15 protein-coding genes and 1 pseudogene are annotated in these 16,332 nt (G+C 69.9%); 14 read left to right on the forward strand and 2 right to left on the reverse strand.

All coding sequences use genetic code 11. From position 1 onward, the window contains the following. The first annotated feature begins 54 nt into the window (after positions 1 to 54). From GYB83_RS01400 to GYB83_RS01425, 6 genes are all read left to right on the forward strand, one after another. The gene (locus tag GYB83_RS01400) at positions 55 to 1,161 is read left to right on the forward strand and encodes an FUSC family protein (protein WP_161893782.1); all 1,107 of its coding nucleotides are present in this window, start codon (positions 55 to 57) and stop codon (positions 1,159 to 1,161) included. Positions 1,162 to 1,302: 141 nt separating this feature from the next. Beyond that, on the forward strand, positions 1,303 to 2,061 hold the full coding sequence (locus tag GYB83_RS01405) for a FadR/GntR family transcriptional regulator (RefSeq protein ID WP_161893783.1): 759 nt from the start codon (positions 1,303 to 1,305) through the stop codon (positions 2,059 to 2,061). 128 nt (positions 2,062 to 2,189) lie between these two features. Beyond that, positions 2,190 to 3,029, forward strand: a complete 840-nt coding sequence (locus GYB83_RS01410; protein WP_161893784.1) for a mycofactocin-coupled SDR family oxidoreductase — start codon at positions 2,190 to 2,192, stop codon at positions 3,027 to 3,029. Between the two features lie 80 nt (positions 3,030 to 3,109). Next, positions 3,110 to 3,568, forward strand: coding sequence for a hypothetical protein (locus GYB83_RS01415; RefSeq protein WP_161893785.1), 459 nt, complete (start codon positions 3,110 to 3,112; stop codon positions 3,566 to 3,568). Further along, on the forward strand, positions 3,568 to 3,714 hold the full coding sequence (locus GYB83_RS01420; RefSeq protein ID WP_161893786.1) for a hypothetical protein: 147 nt from the start codon (positions 3,568 to 3,570) through the stop codon (positions 3,712 to 3,714). The genes GYB83_RS01415 and GYB83_RS01420 overlap by 1 nt, the downstream gene beginning before the upstream one ends. A 31-nt stretch (positions 3,715 to 3,745) precedes the next feature. Next, entirely contained in the window at positions 3,746 to 4,630 is an 885-nt protein-coding gene (locus GYB83_RS01425) for an exodeoxyribonuclease III (RefSeq protein WP_161893787.1), read from the forward strand. Between the two features lie 10 nt (positions 4,631 to 4,640). On the opposite strand, the gene GYB83_RS01430 is transcribed toward GYB83_RS01425, so the two are convergent. After that, positions 4,641 to 6,362 carry a cytochrome c biogenesis protein DipZ gene (locus GYB83_RS01430; RefSeq protein ID WP_161893788.1) on the reverse strand — a complete coding sequence of 574 codons (1,722 nt, stop codon included), beginning with the start codon at positions 6,360 to 6,362 and terminating at the stop codon, positions 4,641 to 4,643. 150 nt (positions 6,363 to 6,512) lie between these two features. Here GYB83_RS01430 and GYB83_RS01435 point away from each other — a divergent pair, with 150 nt between their 5' ends. The 8 genes and pseudogenes from GYB83_RS01435 to GYB83_RS24210 all read left to right on the forward strand — a co-directional run bounded on the left by GYB83_RS01435 (position 6,513) and on the right by GYB83_RS24210 (position 15,035). Further along, complete coding sequence (locus GYB83_RS01435) at positions 6,513 to 7,172, forward strand: fasciclin domain-containing protein (RefSeq protein WP_161893789.1); 660 nt, start codon at positions 6,513 to 6,515, stop codon at positions 7,170 to 7,172. Positions 7,173 to 7,207: 35 nt separating this feature from the next. Continuing rightward, on the forward strand, positions 7,208 to 8,542 hold the full coding sequence (locus tag GYB83_RS01440; RefSeq protein ID WP_161893790.1) for a TIGR01777 family oxidoreductase: 1,335 nt from the start codon (positions 7,208 to 7,210) through the stop codon (positions 8,540 to 8,542). Positions 8,543 to 8,586: 44 nt separating this feature from the next. Further along, the gene (locus GYB83_RS01445; protein ID WP_161893791.1) at positions 8,587 to 9,918 is read left to right on the forward strand and encodes an NAD(P)/FAD-dependent oxidoreductase; all 1,332 of its coding nucleotides are present in this window, start codon (positions 8,587 to 8,589) and stop codon (positions 9,916 to 9,918) included. After that, positions 9,915 to 10,655 (forward strand): DUF1365 domain-containing protein, encoded by a 741-nt coding sequence (locus GYB83_RS01450; RefSeq protein WP_161893792.1) that lies wholly within the window; start codon positions 9,915 to 9,917, stop codon positions 10,653 to 10,655. The genes GYB83_RS01445 and GYB83_RS01450 overlap by 4 nt, the downstream gene beginning before the upstream one ends. Then, on the forward strand, positions 10,655 to 11,929 hold the full coding sequence (locus GYB83_RS01455; protein WP_161893793.1) for an SAM-dependent methyltransferase: 1,275 nt from the start codon (positions 10,655 to 10,657) through the stop codon (positions 11,927 to 11,929). Before GYB83_RS01450 ends, GYB83_RS01455 begins: the two co-directional genes overlap by 1 nt. Positions 11,930 to 12,048: 119 nt before the next feature. Then, positions 12,049 to 12,612, forward strand: a complete 564-nt coding sequence (gene sigK / locus GYB83_RS01460) for an ECF RNA polymerase sigma factor SigK (protein WP_161893794.1) — start codon at positions 12,049 to 12,051, stop codon at positions 12,610 to 12,612. Beyond that, on the forward strand, positions 12,605 to 13,321 hold the full coding sequence (locus GYB83_RS01465; RefSeq protein ID WP_161893795.1) for an anti-sigma factor: 717 nt from the start codon (positions 12,605 to 12,607) through the stop codon (positions 13,319 to 13,321). The genes sigK and GYB83_RS01465 overlap by 8 nt, the downstream gene beginning before the upstream one ends. Positions 13,322 to 13,524: 203 nt before the next feature. Then, positions 13,525 to 15,035, forward strand: a pseudogene (locus GYB83_RS24210) (HNH endonuclease signature motif containing protein). A 30-nt stretch (positions 15,036 to 15,065) separates the two neighbouring features. Here the strand turns inward: GYB83_RS24210 and GYB83_RS01475 are convergent. Continuing rightward, on the reverse strand, positions 15,066 to 16,322 hold the full coding sequence (locus GYB83_RS01475; RefSeq protein WP_161893796.1) for a CynX/NimT family MFS transporter: 1,257 nt from the start codon (positions 16,320 to 16,322) through the stop codon (positions 15,066 to 15,068). Between the last annotated feature and the right edge of the window lie 10 nt (positions 16,323 to 16,332).

The raw sequence follows: 16,332 nt of genomic DNA on the forward strand, positions 1-16,332 counted from the left end.
CCGTCGCATCGGGACGGGAAAAATGTACGTTACGTGAGAAGGATGATCTTACCCATGAGTGTGCTGTACGGGTGTTCGCGCCGCTGGCGAGGATTCGCCGCCGTGTTCCGCGGCTCGGAGGTCGCCGCGCGGACGGCGGTGCTCGCGGGCGTCGGGCTGGTGATCCTCGGGATCGTCGGGCGCGTGGATCTGTCCGCCTACACGATGTTCGGCGCCTTCTGCGCCGCATACGGCGGCAACGAGACGTACGCGACGCGCGGTCGGACCGTCGCGCTCGCCGGCGTCCTCAACACCGGCGCGATCATCGCGGGTGTGCTGCTCGCCTGGGCCCACGGCAGTGAATGGGTGCGATTCGGCGCGTTCGCCGTCATGATCCCCATCGCCGTGATCATGGCGTACCGGTACGAACTGGTCCCGGCGCAGCCGTTCTTCCCGGCCATCTCCCTCGGCGTGTGCGGCGTGATCCCGGTCGCGGGGGCGGGCGACGCCGCGATGCGCATCGGTCTCGCCGTTCTCGCGACCGTCGTGTCGTGGGCGTTCTGCATGTCGGGCTGGCTGGTGCGGCGCGTCGCGCACGACGGCGCCGTGCCGAGCATTGCGCCAGGTATGGCGTCGACGATGCTCAAGGATCTGGAACGGACCACTCGAGTGCGTGACCTCTCGCCGGGATGGCCCGCGATCGGCGCCGTCGTCGGGCTGATCGTGGTGTCGGGTGCGATCTCTGAACTGACGGTCCATCTGCTCGGTCTGCCACGGTCGTACTGGGCGCTGATCACCTGTGCGTCGGTGATGCCCGTCGTCGGCGGTGCGATCTCGTTCCGCAAGTCGGTCGAGCGGGTCGTCGGAACGGCGATCGGTGTCGGGGTGCTGACCCTGTTCCCCTCGTTGCCGTTGCCGCTGGTGCTTGGCATAGCGATCATCGTCGTGTGTCAGTTCTTCACGCAGCTCCTCGTCGTCGCGTACTACGTGGAGGCGCTGGTGTTCATCACCGTGCTGGTCTTCGTGAGCCTGGGCTACGCGATGCCGCTGGACGAGTCGGACCTGCTGGCACGATTGGCCGACACGGCGATCGGCGCGGCCGTGTCGCTGCTCCTGCTGACCGTCGCCGTGCGGCTGGTTCCGGCGCTCATGCGACCGGGAGGTCTGGTGCGCGACGAGTGAGGCGGTGTCCGATGACGAGACACCTGGTCGCGCCGGCCGCCGCCCAGGCGGCTAGGGTGAGTAATTCCGCATGCTCGGATCGCGTGGCGCTCCTCCCGGGGTCGCGACGGTGTATCGGACATGATGACGAGAGAAGTCGGTATGACCGCGAAAACTAATAGGGCTCCCGTCTCGACGGGAGCGGGGGCGGAGTTCACGGCGGTGCGACGGGTGAGCCCGACGCAGCAGGTCCGCAAGCAGCTGCTCGAGGCCATCGAGACCGGCGAGTTCGCGCCGGGCGCGGCCCTGCCCTCCGAGCGCGAGCTGTGCGAGTCGTTCGGCGTGAGTCGGGTGAGCGTGCGAGAGGCGCTCGCCGGACTGGAGGCGATGAATCTCATCAGCATCCAGCACGGTCGGGGCGCGTTCGTGCGGGAGAGCGTCCACAAGCAGTACATGGCGCCGTTCTCCAAGTACCTGGAGATTCACCACGCGGAGATGATCGAGATGATCAAGGTGCGCGGCGCGCTCGACGAACTGGCGGCTCAAGAAGTGGCGGTGGCCGGTCGGCCGGAGGCGATCGAGTCGATCCGCGAGGCGGCCCGCGAGTTCGAGGCGGCGGCCGAGTCGGGTGACTACCGCGCCGCGGCGGACTCCGATCGCGACTTCCACCTCCGCATCGCCGACAGCGTCGACGGGGAACTGCTGCCCAAGCTGATCCACATGTCGAACAGCGTCCTGCTCGACTCCCGTGTCGCGACGTTCTCGCACGAGGGTCAGTTGTCGCAGTCGGTGGATGAGCATCGAGCGATCGTCGAGGCGATCGCCGCGGGCGACGTCCCCGCCGCCCGTGCGGCGGTCAACGCGCACATGGCCCGCATTCTGCTGTGGTTGGAGACCTTCGTCCCCGACGACGCGACGTAGCCGGTCCCGCCGCGCTCGCGTCTCGCGCGTGAGCGGATTCGCCTCCTGCATCACATTCTCGATTTGATATGATTCAGATAACAGGTCCTACAACCAACCTATAGTCCTCATGCCACGAAAGGGCACTCATGAACGTCAGCCTCGAAGGAAAAGTCGCCTACATCACCGGTGCGGCCCGTGGGCAGGGCCGCGCTCACGCGCTCCGGCTGGCCGCCGCGGGCGTCGACATCATCGGCATGGACCTGTGCGAAGACATCGACGGCATCGAGTACCCCCTCGCCACCCAGGCCGACCTCGACGAGACCGCAGCGCAGGTCGAGGCGCTCGGCCGGCGCATGTACTGGGAGCGGGGCGACGTCCGCGATCACGAGTTCCTCGAGGGACTCGCCGAGCGTGGACGTGCCGAGCTGGGCCGCATCGACTTCGTCATCGCCAATGCCGGAGTCATGCCGCTCTACGGTCCCCGTTCCAACGAGCGCGGAGCCTGGACGTTGGCGCTCGACGTACTGCTGACCGGCGTCATGAACACCGTCGAAGCCACCTATCGGCACATCGTCGAACAGGGCGACGGCGGCTCCATCGTCCTCATCGCGTCGATGGCGGCGGAGCAGCCGATGATGCGCACCGAGATCGGTCACTCGATGGGCAACCTCGGCTATGCCGCGGCGAAGGCAGGCGTCGTGAACATGGCGGCCAACTATGCGAGCCTGCTCGCGAGCCACCGGATCCGCGTCAACGCCCTCTGTCCGGCGGGCGTCGCGACGCCCATGGTCGAGAACCCGATGGTCGACCACTTCTACACCAATGTCGCCACTCCGGAAGACTGCGCGGTCCTCGTTCCCGCGATCGCCATCGACAAGGTCGAGTCGGAAGACGTCGCCGGTGCGGCCTTCTGGTTGTGCAGCGACGACTCTCGGTACTTCACGGGCAGCACCATGCGGATCGACGGCGGCGCCTACTTGCGCTGATCCCGACGGTCACTCCGTCCACTGGCGCAGCCGTATGCCGATCGACCGACGGGCCCGCTTAGCGGTCGTACCGTCGATGCATGCGCTACTCCACGAAGGTCCTCACCGTCCTCCTGTCCGTCGTGGCCGCTCTCGGCCTCGTCGCCGCGCCCGCGACCGCGACGCCCGTGCCGCCGGTCGGTGTGCACCAGGTGAAACAGGTGGGGCCGGCCGGGGCGAAGTACACCGGCAAGTGGATCGGACACACGCGGAGCATGGCGCTCAACTCGAACGGGTGGGGCTACATGACGATCTTCTCCGGCGCGGCCGACGGCGCCAAGCATCTCGTGTCGTGGGGAGTCACCCGCAACGGCGGCATCCGCGTTCAGTTGCGCAAGCGCGTGAAGACCTACGGTGCGGGCGTGCCGATGCGTGCGGGCACCGTGTACTACGGCCGCCTCGTCAGGAGCGCGAAGGGGATCACCTACATGAACCTCGGCCGCGGTTCCACCTGGTGCAACGACGCGCGATTCGGCTACGCCCAGGAATGCGGCGCCTGATGACCTGCGTCGTTCTCGGACGAGTGGCGTCGCGACCGGCCGTCCTACCGGTGTACGAGCGGGCCGCCGTGCTCGCGCTCCACCGGATCGAACCGTCGCCGCGGGCGGACTCTCCGCGGCCCGAGATCGGCCGACGCCACCACTGATCTCGGACTGCGCCGGACTACCGTTGTCGGCATGCGTGTCGCGACTTGGAATGTGAATTCGGTGAAGCAGCGGATCCCGCGGTTGTTGCCGTGGCTCGACGAGCGGGAGCCCGACGTCGTCTGTCTGCAGGAGACGAAGGTGTCCGACGACGCGTTCGCCGCCGAACTCGGCGACGAGCTCACGGCCCGCGGGTACGAGTTCGCCCACGCGGGCCAGGGCCAATGGAACGGTGTCGCGTTGTTGAGCCGAGTCGGCCTCGACGAGGTCCGCGTCGCGTTCCCCGGTGCTCCCGGCTTCCCCGACCCGGCGGCCGATCCGGAGGGACGCGCGATCTCCGCCGTCTGCGGCGGCGTTCGTGTGCACTCCCTGTACGTGCCGAACGGCCGCGAAGTGGACTCCGACCACTACCTCTACAAACTGACGTGGCTTGAGGCGCTGCGCGCGGCCATCGCCGACGAGGCCGAATCGACGATGATCTGCGGGGACTACAACATCATCCCGACCGACGCGGACAGCTTCGACCCGTCGGCGTTCGTCGGGCACACCCACGTGACGCCCCGCGAACGTGACGCGCTCGCCGCACTGGAAGCCCTCGGCCTGCACGATGTGATGCGCGAGCGGTGGCCCGACGAGCGGATCTACACGTACTGGGACTACCGTGCGGGCATGTTCCACAAGGACCTCGGCATGCGGATCGACCTGATCCTCGCCGGATCGCCGATCGCCGAGCGCGTGCGGGCGTCGTGGGTCGACCGCAAGGCCCGCAAGGGCACCAAACCGAGCGATCACGCGCCGGTGTTCGTCGACCTCGACACCGCCCCCGACGGCGATGTCGGGCCGGTCGTCCCGCCGCCGTCGCGCCCGGCGAAGGTCGCGGCCGGATCGGTGAAACTCCCGCACACGGTGGCCGACTGACGTCCGTCCGTCAGCCGTAGGTGAACGAGAAGACCTGCAGCCCCGGCGACGCCGCGACCACCACACGACCGCGGTCGTCGTCGGCGGTCGAGACGATCTCGTGAAGGGTCGGCGGGCCGTCGATCGGTACGGTCGAGGTCGCCGAGCCGCTGGTCACGCGCAGGCTCCCGGTCCCGCCGACGACGATGTAGACGTGCTTGGCCCGGTACTCGAGCGCGATCGACGAGTCGGCGACGGCGGTCGCGCCCTGGTAGTCGAGCGTCCACCGGCCCCCGAGGGCGAACGAGTCGTCCGGCTGGTCGGCGGGCAGTGAGAAGTCGCCGACGCCCGCGGCGTACGAGCCGCCGCCCGCATAGTTGACGACCTTCCCGATTCCGAGATAGGTCTCCGGCGTCGTCGCCTCGGTCGGGGTCGTGTCCTGACGTTCGGACGGCTGCGGGAGCGAGACGCCCGGTCGGGCCTGGACGAGCAGTTCCCGGATGAGGCGCTCGGAGTCGGCGTACCCGCCCTCGCCGAACTCGATGTGCCGCACGGTGCCGGACGCGTCGATGAGGTACTGGGCGGGCCAGTAGCTGTTCCGGTACGCGGTCCACGTGGAAAACGACGGGTCCAGGGCGATCGGGTACGTGATGCCGAGCCGTCCCGCGGCGTCGACGACGTTCGACGGCACCTTCTCGAAGGCGTACTCGGGCGTGTGCACACCGATCACCTCGAGCCCGCTGGAACGGTACCTGTCGTACCAGTCGACAACGTGGGGGATGGACCGCTGGCAGTTGATGCACGAGTACGCCCAGAAGTCGATGAGCACCACCTTTCCGCGCAGCTGCGAGAGGGTGAGCGGGGCGTCGCCCGGCGTGTTGAACCACTGGCTGATACCCGTGAGTCGAGGCGCGGCGCCACAGCTCTGCAGCCGGTCGGCTCCGTCGTCGCAGTTGGCGAGCTCCCGGTTCTCGTCAGTCACTATGCCGCCGAGTTGGAGTCGGGACGTCAGGCCGTCGGTGCCGCCGACGGAGTCCTGCAGCGCCCCCGTGTAGTCGGGGATCGCGCGTTGCAGGGCCGCGGGCACGTTCAACACGAGGCCGACGGCGAGCGCGATCATCACCACTCCGCCCGCGACCCGGATCGCCCGCTGCCGTTTCCGGAAGCCCGCGACGCGTTCGGCGATCCGTCGACCGGCGAGAGCGAAGACCAGCAGCGGAAGCGCGGCTCCTACCGCGAACGACACGGTCAACGCGACCGTGTCGACGCCGATGCGGCCGGTGGCTCCGGCGACGACGATCGCGGCCAGGACCGGACCCGCGCACGGGACGTAGAGGACGCCGAGCGCCAACCCGAGCCCGAAGCCGGACTTGCCCTGCCCGACCCGGCGGGTGGGGAGGCGGGAGAAGGGCTTCTCCAGGAGTCGTTCGACGGGAGGGAAGATCAATCCGACGCCGATCGTCGTCAGGACGATCAGGCCCGCCCAGCGGAACGCGTCCTGGGGGAGGCGGAGCAGCGACAGCAGGCTGGACCCGACGAGCGTCACGGTGGCGAAGCTGACCACCAGCCCGGCGATGACACGGTAGGGGCGGCTCCCCTCGACGAAGCGTCGTCGCAGGTCCGGCCGCTCGCCGTCGTCGTCGCGGGTGTTCTGCGCGCCCGACAGGAACACCACAGGCAGGACCGGGAGGATGCACGGCGAGATCCCGGTGATCAGGCCGCCGACGAATCCGATGAGCACGAGTGAGTTCATGCTCGGCATTCGACGCCGCCGCGGCAGCGGATGGGTCGGTGCCCCCGCGCCGCGGACCGCACCCATCCGATCCGTCGACCGCTCCGAATGGCTCCTGTCACACATCGAGTCGCCGGCGATCGGCCGGGACTCACGACAAGGGAGCAGTCGATGAGGATCACGAAGAACACCGGAGTGAAAATGGCGGCCGTGGCCTTCGCGGCAGCGTTGGCGACGACGACGGCCGCATGTTCGAACGACGACTCGTCCAGCGCGGCGGACACGTCGACCACGGCGATGACGGCCACGAGTGCGATGACCGCCGATCCGGCGGCCGACCTCGTCGGGCCCGGCTGCGGCGACTACGCGAAGAAGGTGCCGACCGGACCGGGGTCGGTGACCGGCATGTCGACGGAGCCCCTCGCCGTCGCGGCGTCCAACAATCCGCTGCTGACCACGCTGACGTCGGCGGTGTCGGGCAAGCTCAACCCTGACGTGAACCTCGTCGACACGCTCAACGGGGGAGAGTTCACGGTGTTCGCCCCGGTCGACGACGCCTTCGCGAAGGTCCCGGCCGCGACCCTCGACTCGTTGAAGACCGACGCGCCCGGGCTCACGTCTCTGCTGACCTACCACGTCGTCTCGGGCCAGACGGCGCCGTCGAGCGTCGTGGGCGAACACAAGACCGTCGAGGGGTCGACGCTCGAGGTGACCGGAAGCGGCGACGACCTCAAGGTCAATGGGGCATCGGTGATCTGCGGCGGTGTGCACACCGCGAACGCGACCGTCTACCTGATCGACGGGGTCTTGATGCCGCCCGCGAAGAAGTAGCGGCGGCCGACGTCCGTCACGGGCAGGCTGGAGTCATGAGCATCGAGTTCACGAGCACCGTCGACGCGCCGATCGACGAGGTCTTCGACTGGTTCGGGCGTCCGGGGGCGCTGCGCCGCCTCCTTCCGCCGTGGCAGCCCATGCGCGCGATGAGTGAGGCCGGCTCGTTGGCGGACGGCCGGGCCGTGTTGGGCCTGCCCGCCGGTCTGGTGTGGCACGCCCAGCACATGGGCGCGGAGTTCTCGCCGCCGCACCGTTTCGTCGACGAGCGTGTCGTCGACGGCCCGGCGAGCGCTCCCGCGGCGCTCGCCGGGCCGTGGCGTCACGTGCACGACTTCCGGGAGGCTCCGGGCGGTGGCACCGTCATGATCGACCGCGTGCGCACCCCGGTGCCGGAGGCGCTCCTCCGGTCCACGTTCGAGTTCCGGCACCGTCAGGTGGCCGACGATCTCGCCGCGCACCGCACCTCGCGGCGCGGCGGCCTCGCCCCGTCGACGATCGCGGTGACGGGCGCGTCCGGGCTGGTCGGTTCGGCGCTGTGCGCCTTCCTGTCGACCGGAGGTCACCGCGTGATCAGGCTGGTCCGGCGGGCAGCGGACGGTCCGAACACTCGACTGTGGGACCCGGCGTCGCCCGCATCGGACCTGCTCGACGACGTCGACGCGGTGGTGCACCTGGCGGGCGAGCCGATCGCGGGCAGGTTCACCGACGGCCACAAGGCGGCGATCCGCGACTCCCGCGTCGAGCCGACACGCCGCCTGGCCGATCTCGCCGCGGCGTCGCCGACGGTCCGCACGTTCGTCAGCGCGTCGGCGATCGGCTTCTACGGGTTCGACCGACCGGATGCGGTGAGCGAGTCGTCGTCGAAGGGCGGGGGATTCCTGGCCGACGTCGTCGACGAGTGGGAACGAGCGGCGCGGGTGTCTGGCGTGCGAAGCGTCCACGTCCGGACGGGCATCGTCCAGAGCCCGCTCGGCGGCACCCTCCGACTGCAGCGCCCGATCTATGCGGCCGGGCTCGGCGGTCGCATCGGAACCGGCCGCCAACGGCTGTCGTGGATCGACCTCGACGATCTGCTCGACGTCTACCTCCGCGCGCTGTTCGACGACAGGCTCGACGGCCCGGTCAACGCCGTCGCGCCCGGACCGGTGACCGCCCAGGAGTACGCGGCGACCCTGGGCCGGGTGCTCCGCCGTCCGGCGGTGCTTCCGGTCCCCGCGTTCGGGCCGGCGCTGCTCCTCGGCCGACAGGGCGCACGCGAACTGGCCGCCGCCGATCAGCACGTGTCGTGCGGTGCGCTCGACGCCGTCGGACACACGTTCCGGCATCCGACGCTGGAGGCGTCGCTGCGGCATCAACTCGGTCGATGACGGCCTGATCGGGCTCGACCCATCCGATCCTCGCGCGGCTCCGAATGCCGTGCGTGAACACTCCATCACCACTGCCGCCCCGATCGTCCGTCGCAGTCGTCGGAAGCGGAGTCGCGGGCCTGACCGCGGCGCACCTGCTGTCGCGCGAGCACACCGTCACCGTCTTCGAGGCCGACGGACGGCTCGGCGGGCACGCGCACACCCAGCGGCTGACGACGTCGGACGGGCGAGCACACCGCGTCGACACCGGATTCATCGTCCACAACGACCGGACCTATCCGACACTCCTGCGATTGTTCGCCGAACTCGGGGTGGCGACTCGGGAGACCGACATGTCGATGTCGGTCACCTCCGAGGCCACCGGCCTGGAGTACGCCGGGGCCCGCGGCATCGGCGGGCTGTTCCCCTCCGTCCGGAACCTGACGAGCGCGCGTCATCTCCGGATGCTCGTCGAGGTCCGCCGCTTCCACCGCCTCGCCCGCGAACTGCTCGACGGGCCGTCGGACGACGTCCCGCTGCACCGCTTCGTCCGCACGGCGGGACTGTCGGACTACTTCGTCGACAACTTCCTGCTGCCACTGGTCGCCGCGGTGTGGTCGTGCGACTCCGCGACCGCCGCCGACTACCCGGCCCGCCACCTGTTCACGTTCCTCGACCATCACGGGATGCTCACGGTGTTCGGGTCTCCGACGTGGCGGACCGTCGTCGGCGGATCGGCGACCTACGTCGAGGCGGTGTCGCGCGGGATCGACGCGTCCGGCGGAGCCATCCGGACGTCGTCGCCGGTGATCGGGCTGCGCGAGAGCGCCGACGGCGTCGTCCTGCGCACCGCCGACACGACGGACGTGTACGACGCGGTCGTCGTCGCGACGCACCCGCACCAGGCGTTGGCGCTGCTCGACGAGCCGACCGCGGTGCAGCGCTCGGTCCTCGGGGCCATCCGGTACGCGGCCAAGCACGCGGTCCTGCACACCGACGAGGCACTGCTCCCGCGTGCCGAGCGGGCCCGCGCGTCGTGGAACTACCAGATCCGCGACGACGGGCGCGAGGTCGCCGTCACCTACGACCTGACCCGCCTGATGCGTCTTCCGTCGTCGCCCGAGCGGGCGCTGGTCACGATGGGGCGGACCGACCTCGTCGACCCGGCGAGGATCGTCGCGGAGATGACGTACGAGCATCCGGTGTACGACCTGGACTCCGTCGCGGCGCAGCGCCGACTCGCCGAGGTCGGCACGCCACGGACGGCGTTCGCGGGCGCGTACCGCGGGTGGGGTTTCCACGAGGACGGCGCGGCGGCGGGCGCGGCGGCCGCGCTCGGCTTCGGCGGACGGTGGGGACGGACCGGCGACGACCGGCTCGCCGAGGCGGCGCGATGACTCGCGCGCACATCGTCCCGGTCCGGATAACGCACGTGCGGAGAGCGCCGGTCGACCACCGGTTCGCCTACCGCGGGCTGCTCTGGCTGATCGACGTGGACAGCCCGCCGACGCTGCCGATCGGACTCGGGTGGCTCGCGCGGTTCGCGCCGGACGATCACTTCGCGCGGGAGTCGTCGCCGGGCCGGTCGCTGCGGGACAAGCTCGACGACGCGGTGCGCGCGCAGGGAGTCGAGGCCCCGACCGGCCGAGTGGTCGCCCTCGCCTCACCGCGCGTGGCGGGCCACACGTTCAATCCGCTGAGCGTCTACTGGTGCCACGACCGGGACGGCGCCCTGGCGTACGTGGTCGCCGAGGTCCACAACACGTACGGCGGCAGACACACCTACCTGGTCCGCACCGACGACGAGGGACGCGCCGTCGTCGACAAGGAGTTCTACGTGTCGCCGTTCAACGACGTCGACGGCGAGTACCGACTCCGACTGCCCGAGCCGACACCCGACGGCCGGGTGTCGGTCGCGGTCGTCCTCGACCGTGCCGGGCAGCCGCCGTTCACGGCCGCAGTGTCCGGGCGTGCCCGACCCGCCACGATCCCGGCCGTGCTGCGGGCGAATCTCACATCGCCGTTCGCGCCCTGGCTGGTGACGCTGCGCATCCGCTTCCAGGGCATCCGACTGTGGGCGGCGGGCGTCCCGGTCGTCCCCCGACCCCGAACCGCACGACGAGAGGCAGCCTGATGACCGTCGACCGAGACGACCGCCCGTCCATCTCCCGAACCGACCGGACCGGCAGACCCGCGGTGGAGCCCGCACCCGACTCCGCGGCGGCGGCGGTCCGCGGCGTGGCCGCGCGCGTGCTGTTCCGCAGGACCGCACGCGCCGCGCAGGTGACCGTCGACGACGGGAGCACCCGGTCCGAGGCCGGGGGAGGCGGGCCGACGATGACCCTCGTCGACCCCGATGCGATGTTCCGACGTCTCGGATCGTCCGGCCTGATCGGTTTGGGCGAGGCGTACATGGCGGGCGAATGGACGGCGGACGACCTCGTCGGCGTCCTCGTCCCGTTCGCCGAACGGGTCGGAACACTCGTGCCGCCCGCCCTCCAGCGACTCCGACGCCTGGTGTTGCCGTCGCAGCCGCCGGAGGAGGAGAACACGGTCGACAACACGCGGTCGAACATCTCGCGGCACTACGACCTGTCCAACGAGCTGTTCGCGCTGTTCCTCGACGAGACGCTCACGTACTCGAGCGCGCACTTCGAGTCGGACGTCGCCGCGGAGCGCGCCACGGCGCACGATCTCGCCCGCGCCCAGCGCGTCAAGATCGACAGGCTGCTCGATCACGCCGGGGTCGGACCTGGCACGCGGGTCCTCGAGATCGGAACCGGCTGGGGCGAGCTGGCAGTACGCGCCGCGGCCCGCGGTGCGACGGTCCGGTCCGTCACCCTGTCGGCCGAGCAGCGCCTGCACGCGCGTCGGAAGGCGCGTGACTGCGGGTTCGAGGACCGGATCCGCGTCGACCTGCTCGACTACCGCGCGGTTCACGGCGAATACGACGCCGTCGTGTCCGTCGAGATGATCGAGGCGGTCGGCATGGCCTACTGGCCCACGTACTTCGCGACCGTCGAGCGTCTCCTCGCTCCCGGCGGACGCGCGGCGATCCAGGCGATCACCATGCCGCACGACCGGATGATCGCGTCGGCGGGAACCTACACGTGGATCCACAAGTACATCTTCCCCGGCGGTCAGATCCCGTCGAAGGAGGCCATGCGGGACGCGGCGGCGGGTGCGGGCCTCCGGGTCGACGAGACGGACGCGTTCGGCGTCCACTACGCGCGCACGCTGCGGCTGTGGCGCGAGCGGTTCGAGGCGAACTGGCCGCGGATCGCCGACCTCGGGTTCGACGAGACGTTCCGGCGGATGTGGACGTTCTACCTCGCCTACTCCGAGGCCGGGTTCGCGTCCGGATACCTCGACGTGGTGCAGGTCCGGCTCGTGCGGGACCGGCGATGAGCGGCCGTCCGCGCGGGGCGTGGTCGGCGTCGGCGTGACGGGCGGTGGGACGCGTGGTGATCGGGAATCCGGCGAGGTCCAGGGTTACGCTGGACCTCGATGACCTCTGGAGACCAGTCGTGACGCGAGCCGACACCGATGCGCACGTCCTCGTCGACCTGCTCGCGAGCGCCGCGGACGGCGACGTGGAGGCGTTCGCCGACCTGTACGACCGCACGAGTGCGCGGGTGTACGGCATGGTGCTGCGGGTCCTGCGCGACCCCGGCTACTCCGAGGAGACGACCCAAGAGGTGTACCTGCAGGTGTGGCGGGGCGCGGCGCGGTACGACCCGGCCGAGGGATCGCCGGTCGCGTGGCTGCTGTCGATCGCGCACCGTCGTGCCGTGGACCGGGTGCGGTCGGAGACGTCCGCCGCGCGGCGCGAGTCGGACTACGGCGCGCGTGAGCTCACCTCCGTCGCGGACTACGTCGGCGACGAGGTCCAGGCGCGGGACGACGGCCGCCGCATCCGGAACTGCCTCGGCACGCTCAGCGAACGGCAGGCCGAAGCGGTGGGCCTGGCATACTACGGCGGCCTCTCGTACAGCGAAGTCGCCGAGCGGCTCACCGTCGGACTGCCCGCGGTGAAGAGTCGGATCAGAGACGGACTGCGACGTCTGAGGGGGTGTTTGGAGAATGGCTGACGACACCGCGGGCGACGACCTGCTCGATCAGGCCGTGCCCTTCGCGCTCGACGCGCTCACCGAACTCGAGCGCGCCCGGCTGACGGCTCGCCTCGACTCGGCGTCGCCGATCGTCCGCGACGCCTTCGCCGCCGAGGTCGCGGAGATCCGCGAGACGCTCGCCGACATCGCCGAGACCACGGCTCTGGCTCCGCCCGCCGCGCTGCGCGCCGAGCTCGTCGAGTTCGCGCGGGCCGACACCGGGCGTGCAGCGTCCGCTCCGTCGAGACGACGACTGTGGGCGGTGGCCGCGGCCGCGGCGGTCGTGATCGGCGTCGGCGGCGGAGTCGTCGGGTACACGCTGTCCCGGGACCCGGCGCCCGCCCAGACCACGGCCGGGCGCGTGTTCGGCTCCGCCGACGTCCGCACCACCACGGGGACCCTCGCCACCGGCCGTGCCTCGGTCACCTACTCGCCGTCGACGGGCGCAGGCGTCCTCGTGATGAACGACGTCCCGCCGCCCGCGGCAGGCACTGTGTATCAGCTCTGGCTCGTCGGCCCGAGCGGAGCCCGTCTCGGCGGTGTGATGACGCGGGACGATGTCGCGCCCTCCACCACGGCGACCGTCGACGACCTCGGCGACGCCACGTCGATCGCGTTCACCGTCGGCGACGCGTCGGAGCCGGATCGCATGATCAGTGCTCCGGTCGCAAGCCTTCCGTTGAGCTGAGTCGTCCACCCCAGGAGCAGTGTCGCGAAGCGTCTGGGGTCACACGGTGCCGTAGATATGCGATTCCGGCGGACCGGCGCACCGATCGCGTCGTTGTGACTGATCGTGGCCGTCGAACTCACGGGCGAACCTATTGTGATAGAACACATATTCGACTAGAATGGAGACAGCAAAGACCAGGCACTCGACGGGAGGTGGACGCCATGACGAACATTGAACTTCCCGACAATGCGCTGGACCTCGTGCGGTTGCAGGACGAGGTCGCGCAGAAGCTCGCCACGGTGTCGCTGGCCCGGCTGTCCGACCGGGAACTGCTCGTGGCCTCCGAGGTCAATGAGCGGTCCAACCGCCGCGGTGTCGGCGTGGATGCCCGCCTGTTTGCCGAGGTCTCTCAGCGTGGTGCGTACCGTCTTGCCGGGTCGCAGATGCCCGGCAAGTACTTGGAAGGCCAGTTGCGGTTGTCGGCGCGGGCCCGCAAACAGCGGACCGACGCCGCATTGTGCCTGAGTTCGTTGGTCGCCTTCTCCGGTGAACCGCTCGACCCGACCCTCCCGGCCACTGCAGGCGCCGTCGCGGATGGTGACCTGTCGCTCGACCACGTTGCGGAGATCGTCGACGTCATCGACGCGATCCCAGCTGCTATTCCTGCCGATGTGAAGGCCCGTGCCGAAGCAGAGTTGGCCGGGGTGGCGCGGACGTTGACTCCCGAGCAGACCCGGGCCGCGGGCAAGCGGATCTCGCTCACCTCGACCCTGATGGGGAGTTGACCGACGACACCGACCGGGCCCGCACCCGTGGCGTGACTCTCGCCCCGCAGGATCGGCGGCTCATGTCGGCGATCAGCGCGAAGCTGACCCCGGCGGCCCGCGCCAAACTCGAAGCGCTGCTCGTGTCATGGGCGGCGCCGGGGATGAACAGTCCCGACGACGAGCAGTCGCCGTCCGGATCATCCGCGAACGTCGACCCCGACGCCCTCGCCGCAGCCGCCGAACGCGACACTCGTTCCCAGTCCCAGCGCAATCACGACGCACTCGAAGCGATGTGGACGTTCCTGATCGCCAACGGCGGCCTCGGCGAGGGCACGTCGCTGTCGTCGCAGTTGGTGGTGACCGCGTCGCTGGATGATCTCGAATCCCGCTCGGGTGTCGCGACCACCGCGACCGGGACTCGTCTGCCGGTCAAGGATCTCGTCGAGATCGCCGGCGATGCGACCCCGTGGTTGGAGGTGTTCGCCACCGCGTCCGCACAGGTTCTGTACCTCGGACGCGGCAAACGCTTCGCCTCCAAGGCGCAGCGGCTCGCATTGTTCGGCCGCGATCGTGGCTGCACCGCGCCCGGATGCACCGTCCCGTGGTCGCGGACCCAAGCGCATCACATGCCCGACTGGCAGGACGGCGGCCCCACCGACATCGACCACCTCGGTGGAGCGTGCGGAGGCCACAACCGCAGCGTGGACACCAAGCCCGGCGGATGGGAGACCACCATCCTCCAGTCCGGTCCCTTCACGGGCCGGGTCGGGTGGCGACCCGCCGGCTCGAATGAGCCGTGGAAGGTCAATCACGCCCTGCAGCCGGAGAAGATCCTCCCGACGTTCGGCGATCGGGTCACCGCGTCCGGATCGGCCGTCGAGAAATGGCTCGCCTGCCGAATCCCGGCCCCACCTCCGGGTCCGCCCGTCCCGCCGGGGACGGATGTGGTGCGGTACCCCGCCTGACAAGGGTCAGGCGGGGACACCGTCATGCGTTCACTCCGTCTGTACCCGGCCACCCAGCTGGTCTTCGAGGTAGCGGGGACGGCAGATGACCCATGCGCCGCACAGCATCACCGCAGTCATCCCCGTGAGCAGGATGAACGGCGTTCCCCATCCGTCGCTGACGTCGTGGAGGACTCCGAACAGCATCGGACCGGCGCAGGCCAACAGGTACCCGACGCCCTGGCCGAAGCCCGAGAGCGACGCAGATGTGGAACTGCTGCGGGTGCGGACGTTGATCAGGGTCAACGCCATCGGGAAGGTGGTCGGGCCGAGGCCGCACAGGACGGCCCACAGCACCGGAGCCGACAGGGGAGCCCACATCAGTCCCGCGAAACCGGAGAGCCAGCACGCGGCGAACAGGACGGTGAACCCGAACGGATTCGCGAAGCGCGTGCACAGCCACGGCGCGACGAGAGTCGCGGCGAGGCCGACGCCGGAGAACACGGCGACCATGCTTCCGCCGAGCGATTCGCTGCCGCCCGCATCGCGCATGATCTTCGGCATCCAGGTGAACATCGCGTACGTGCAGGCCGAGGTCATGCCGAACATCAATGTGAGGCCCCACGCCATCGACGTCCGCCACACCGGGACGTGTGCGCCTTCGGTGACGGGCGCGTCGTCGGTCGATCGGCGCGCCGCCGCCCGACGTTCCTTGACGACCCAGATCCACGGGCCGAGTGCGGCGAGAGGGAACAGGGCCCAGATGCCGAGCGAGGTCCGCCAGTCGGTCGCGTCGGCGAGCGGGATCGCGACGGCGGCGGGAATGACGGTGCCCATCTGCACGAACACGATGTACAGGGTGCTGATCGGTGCGATCCGGTCGGAGAAGTAGCGCTTCACGAGCGGCGGGATCAGGATGTTGCCGACGCCCATGCCGAACAGTGCGACGCACGACAGCAGGATCAGCGTGATCACGTTCTGGCTCAGTGACCGGGTGGCGATGCCGACACCGGTGATGATCACCGCGGCCAACGTGACCTGCTCGATGCCGAACCGGCGTCCGAGCGCGGGGGAGACGATGCCGGCGACGCCGAAGGTCAGGGTCGGGATCATGCCGAGGAGTCCGGCGATCGTGTCGCCGAAGCCGATGTCGTCGGAGATCCGCCCGAGCAGGGGCGTCAGCGACGTGACCGCGGTCCGCAGCGTGAACGCGAACACGACGATGGCGAGGAGAGTCACGATGCGGCCGCGCCACATGCGCGGCAAGGTCGTCGGTGCGATGGTCGCGGGCGGAGCGGTCGCAGTCATGCCGAAATCA

The sequence above is a fragment of the Gordonia spumicola genome, from assembly GCF_009932475.1.
Taxonomy (GTDB): domain Bacteria; phylum Actinomycetota; class Actinomycetes; order Mycobacteriales; family Mycobacteriaceae; genus Gordonia; species Gordonia spumicola.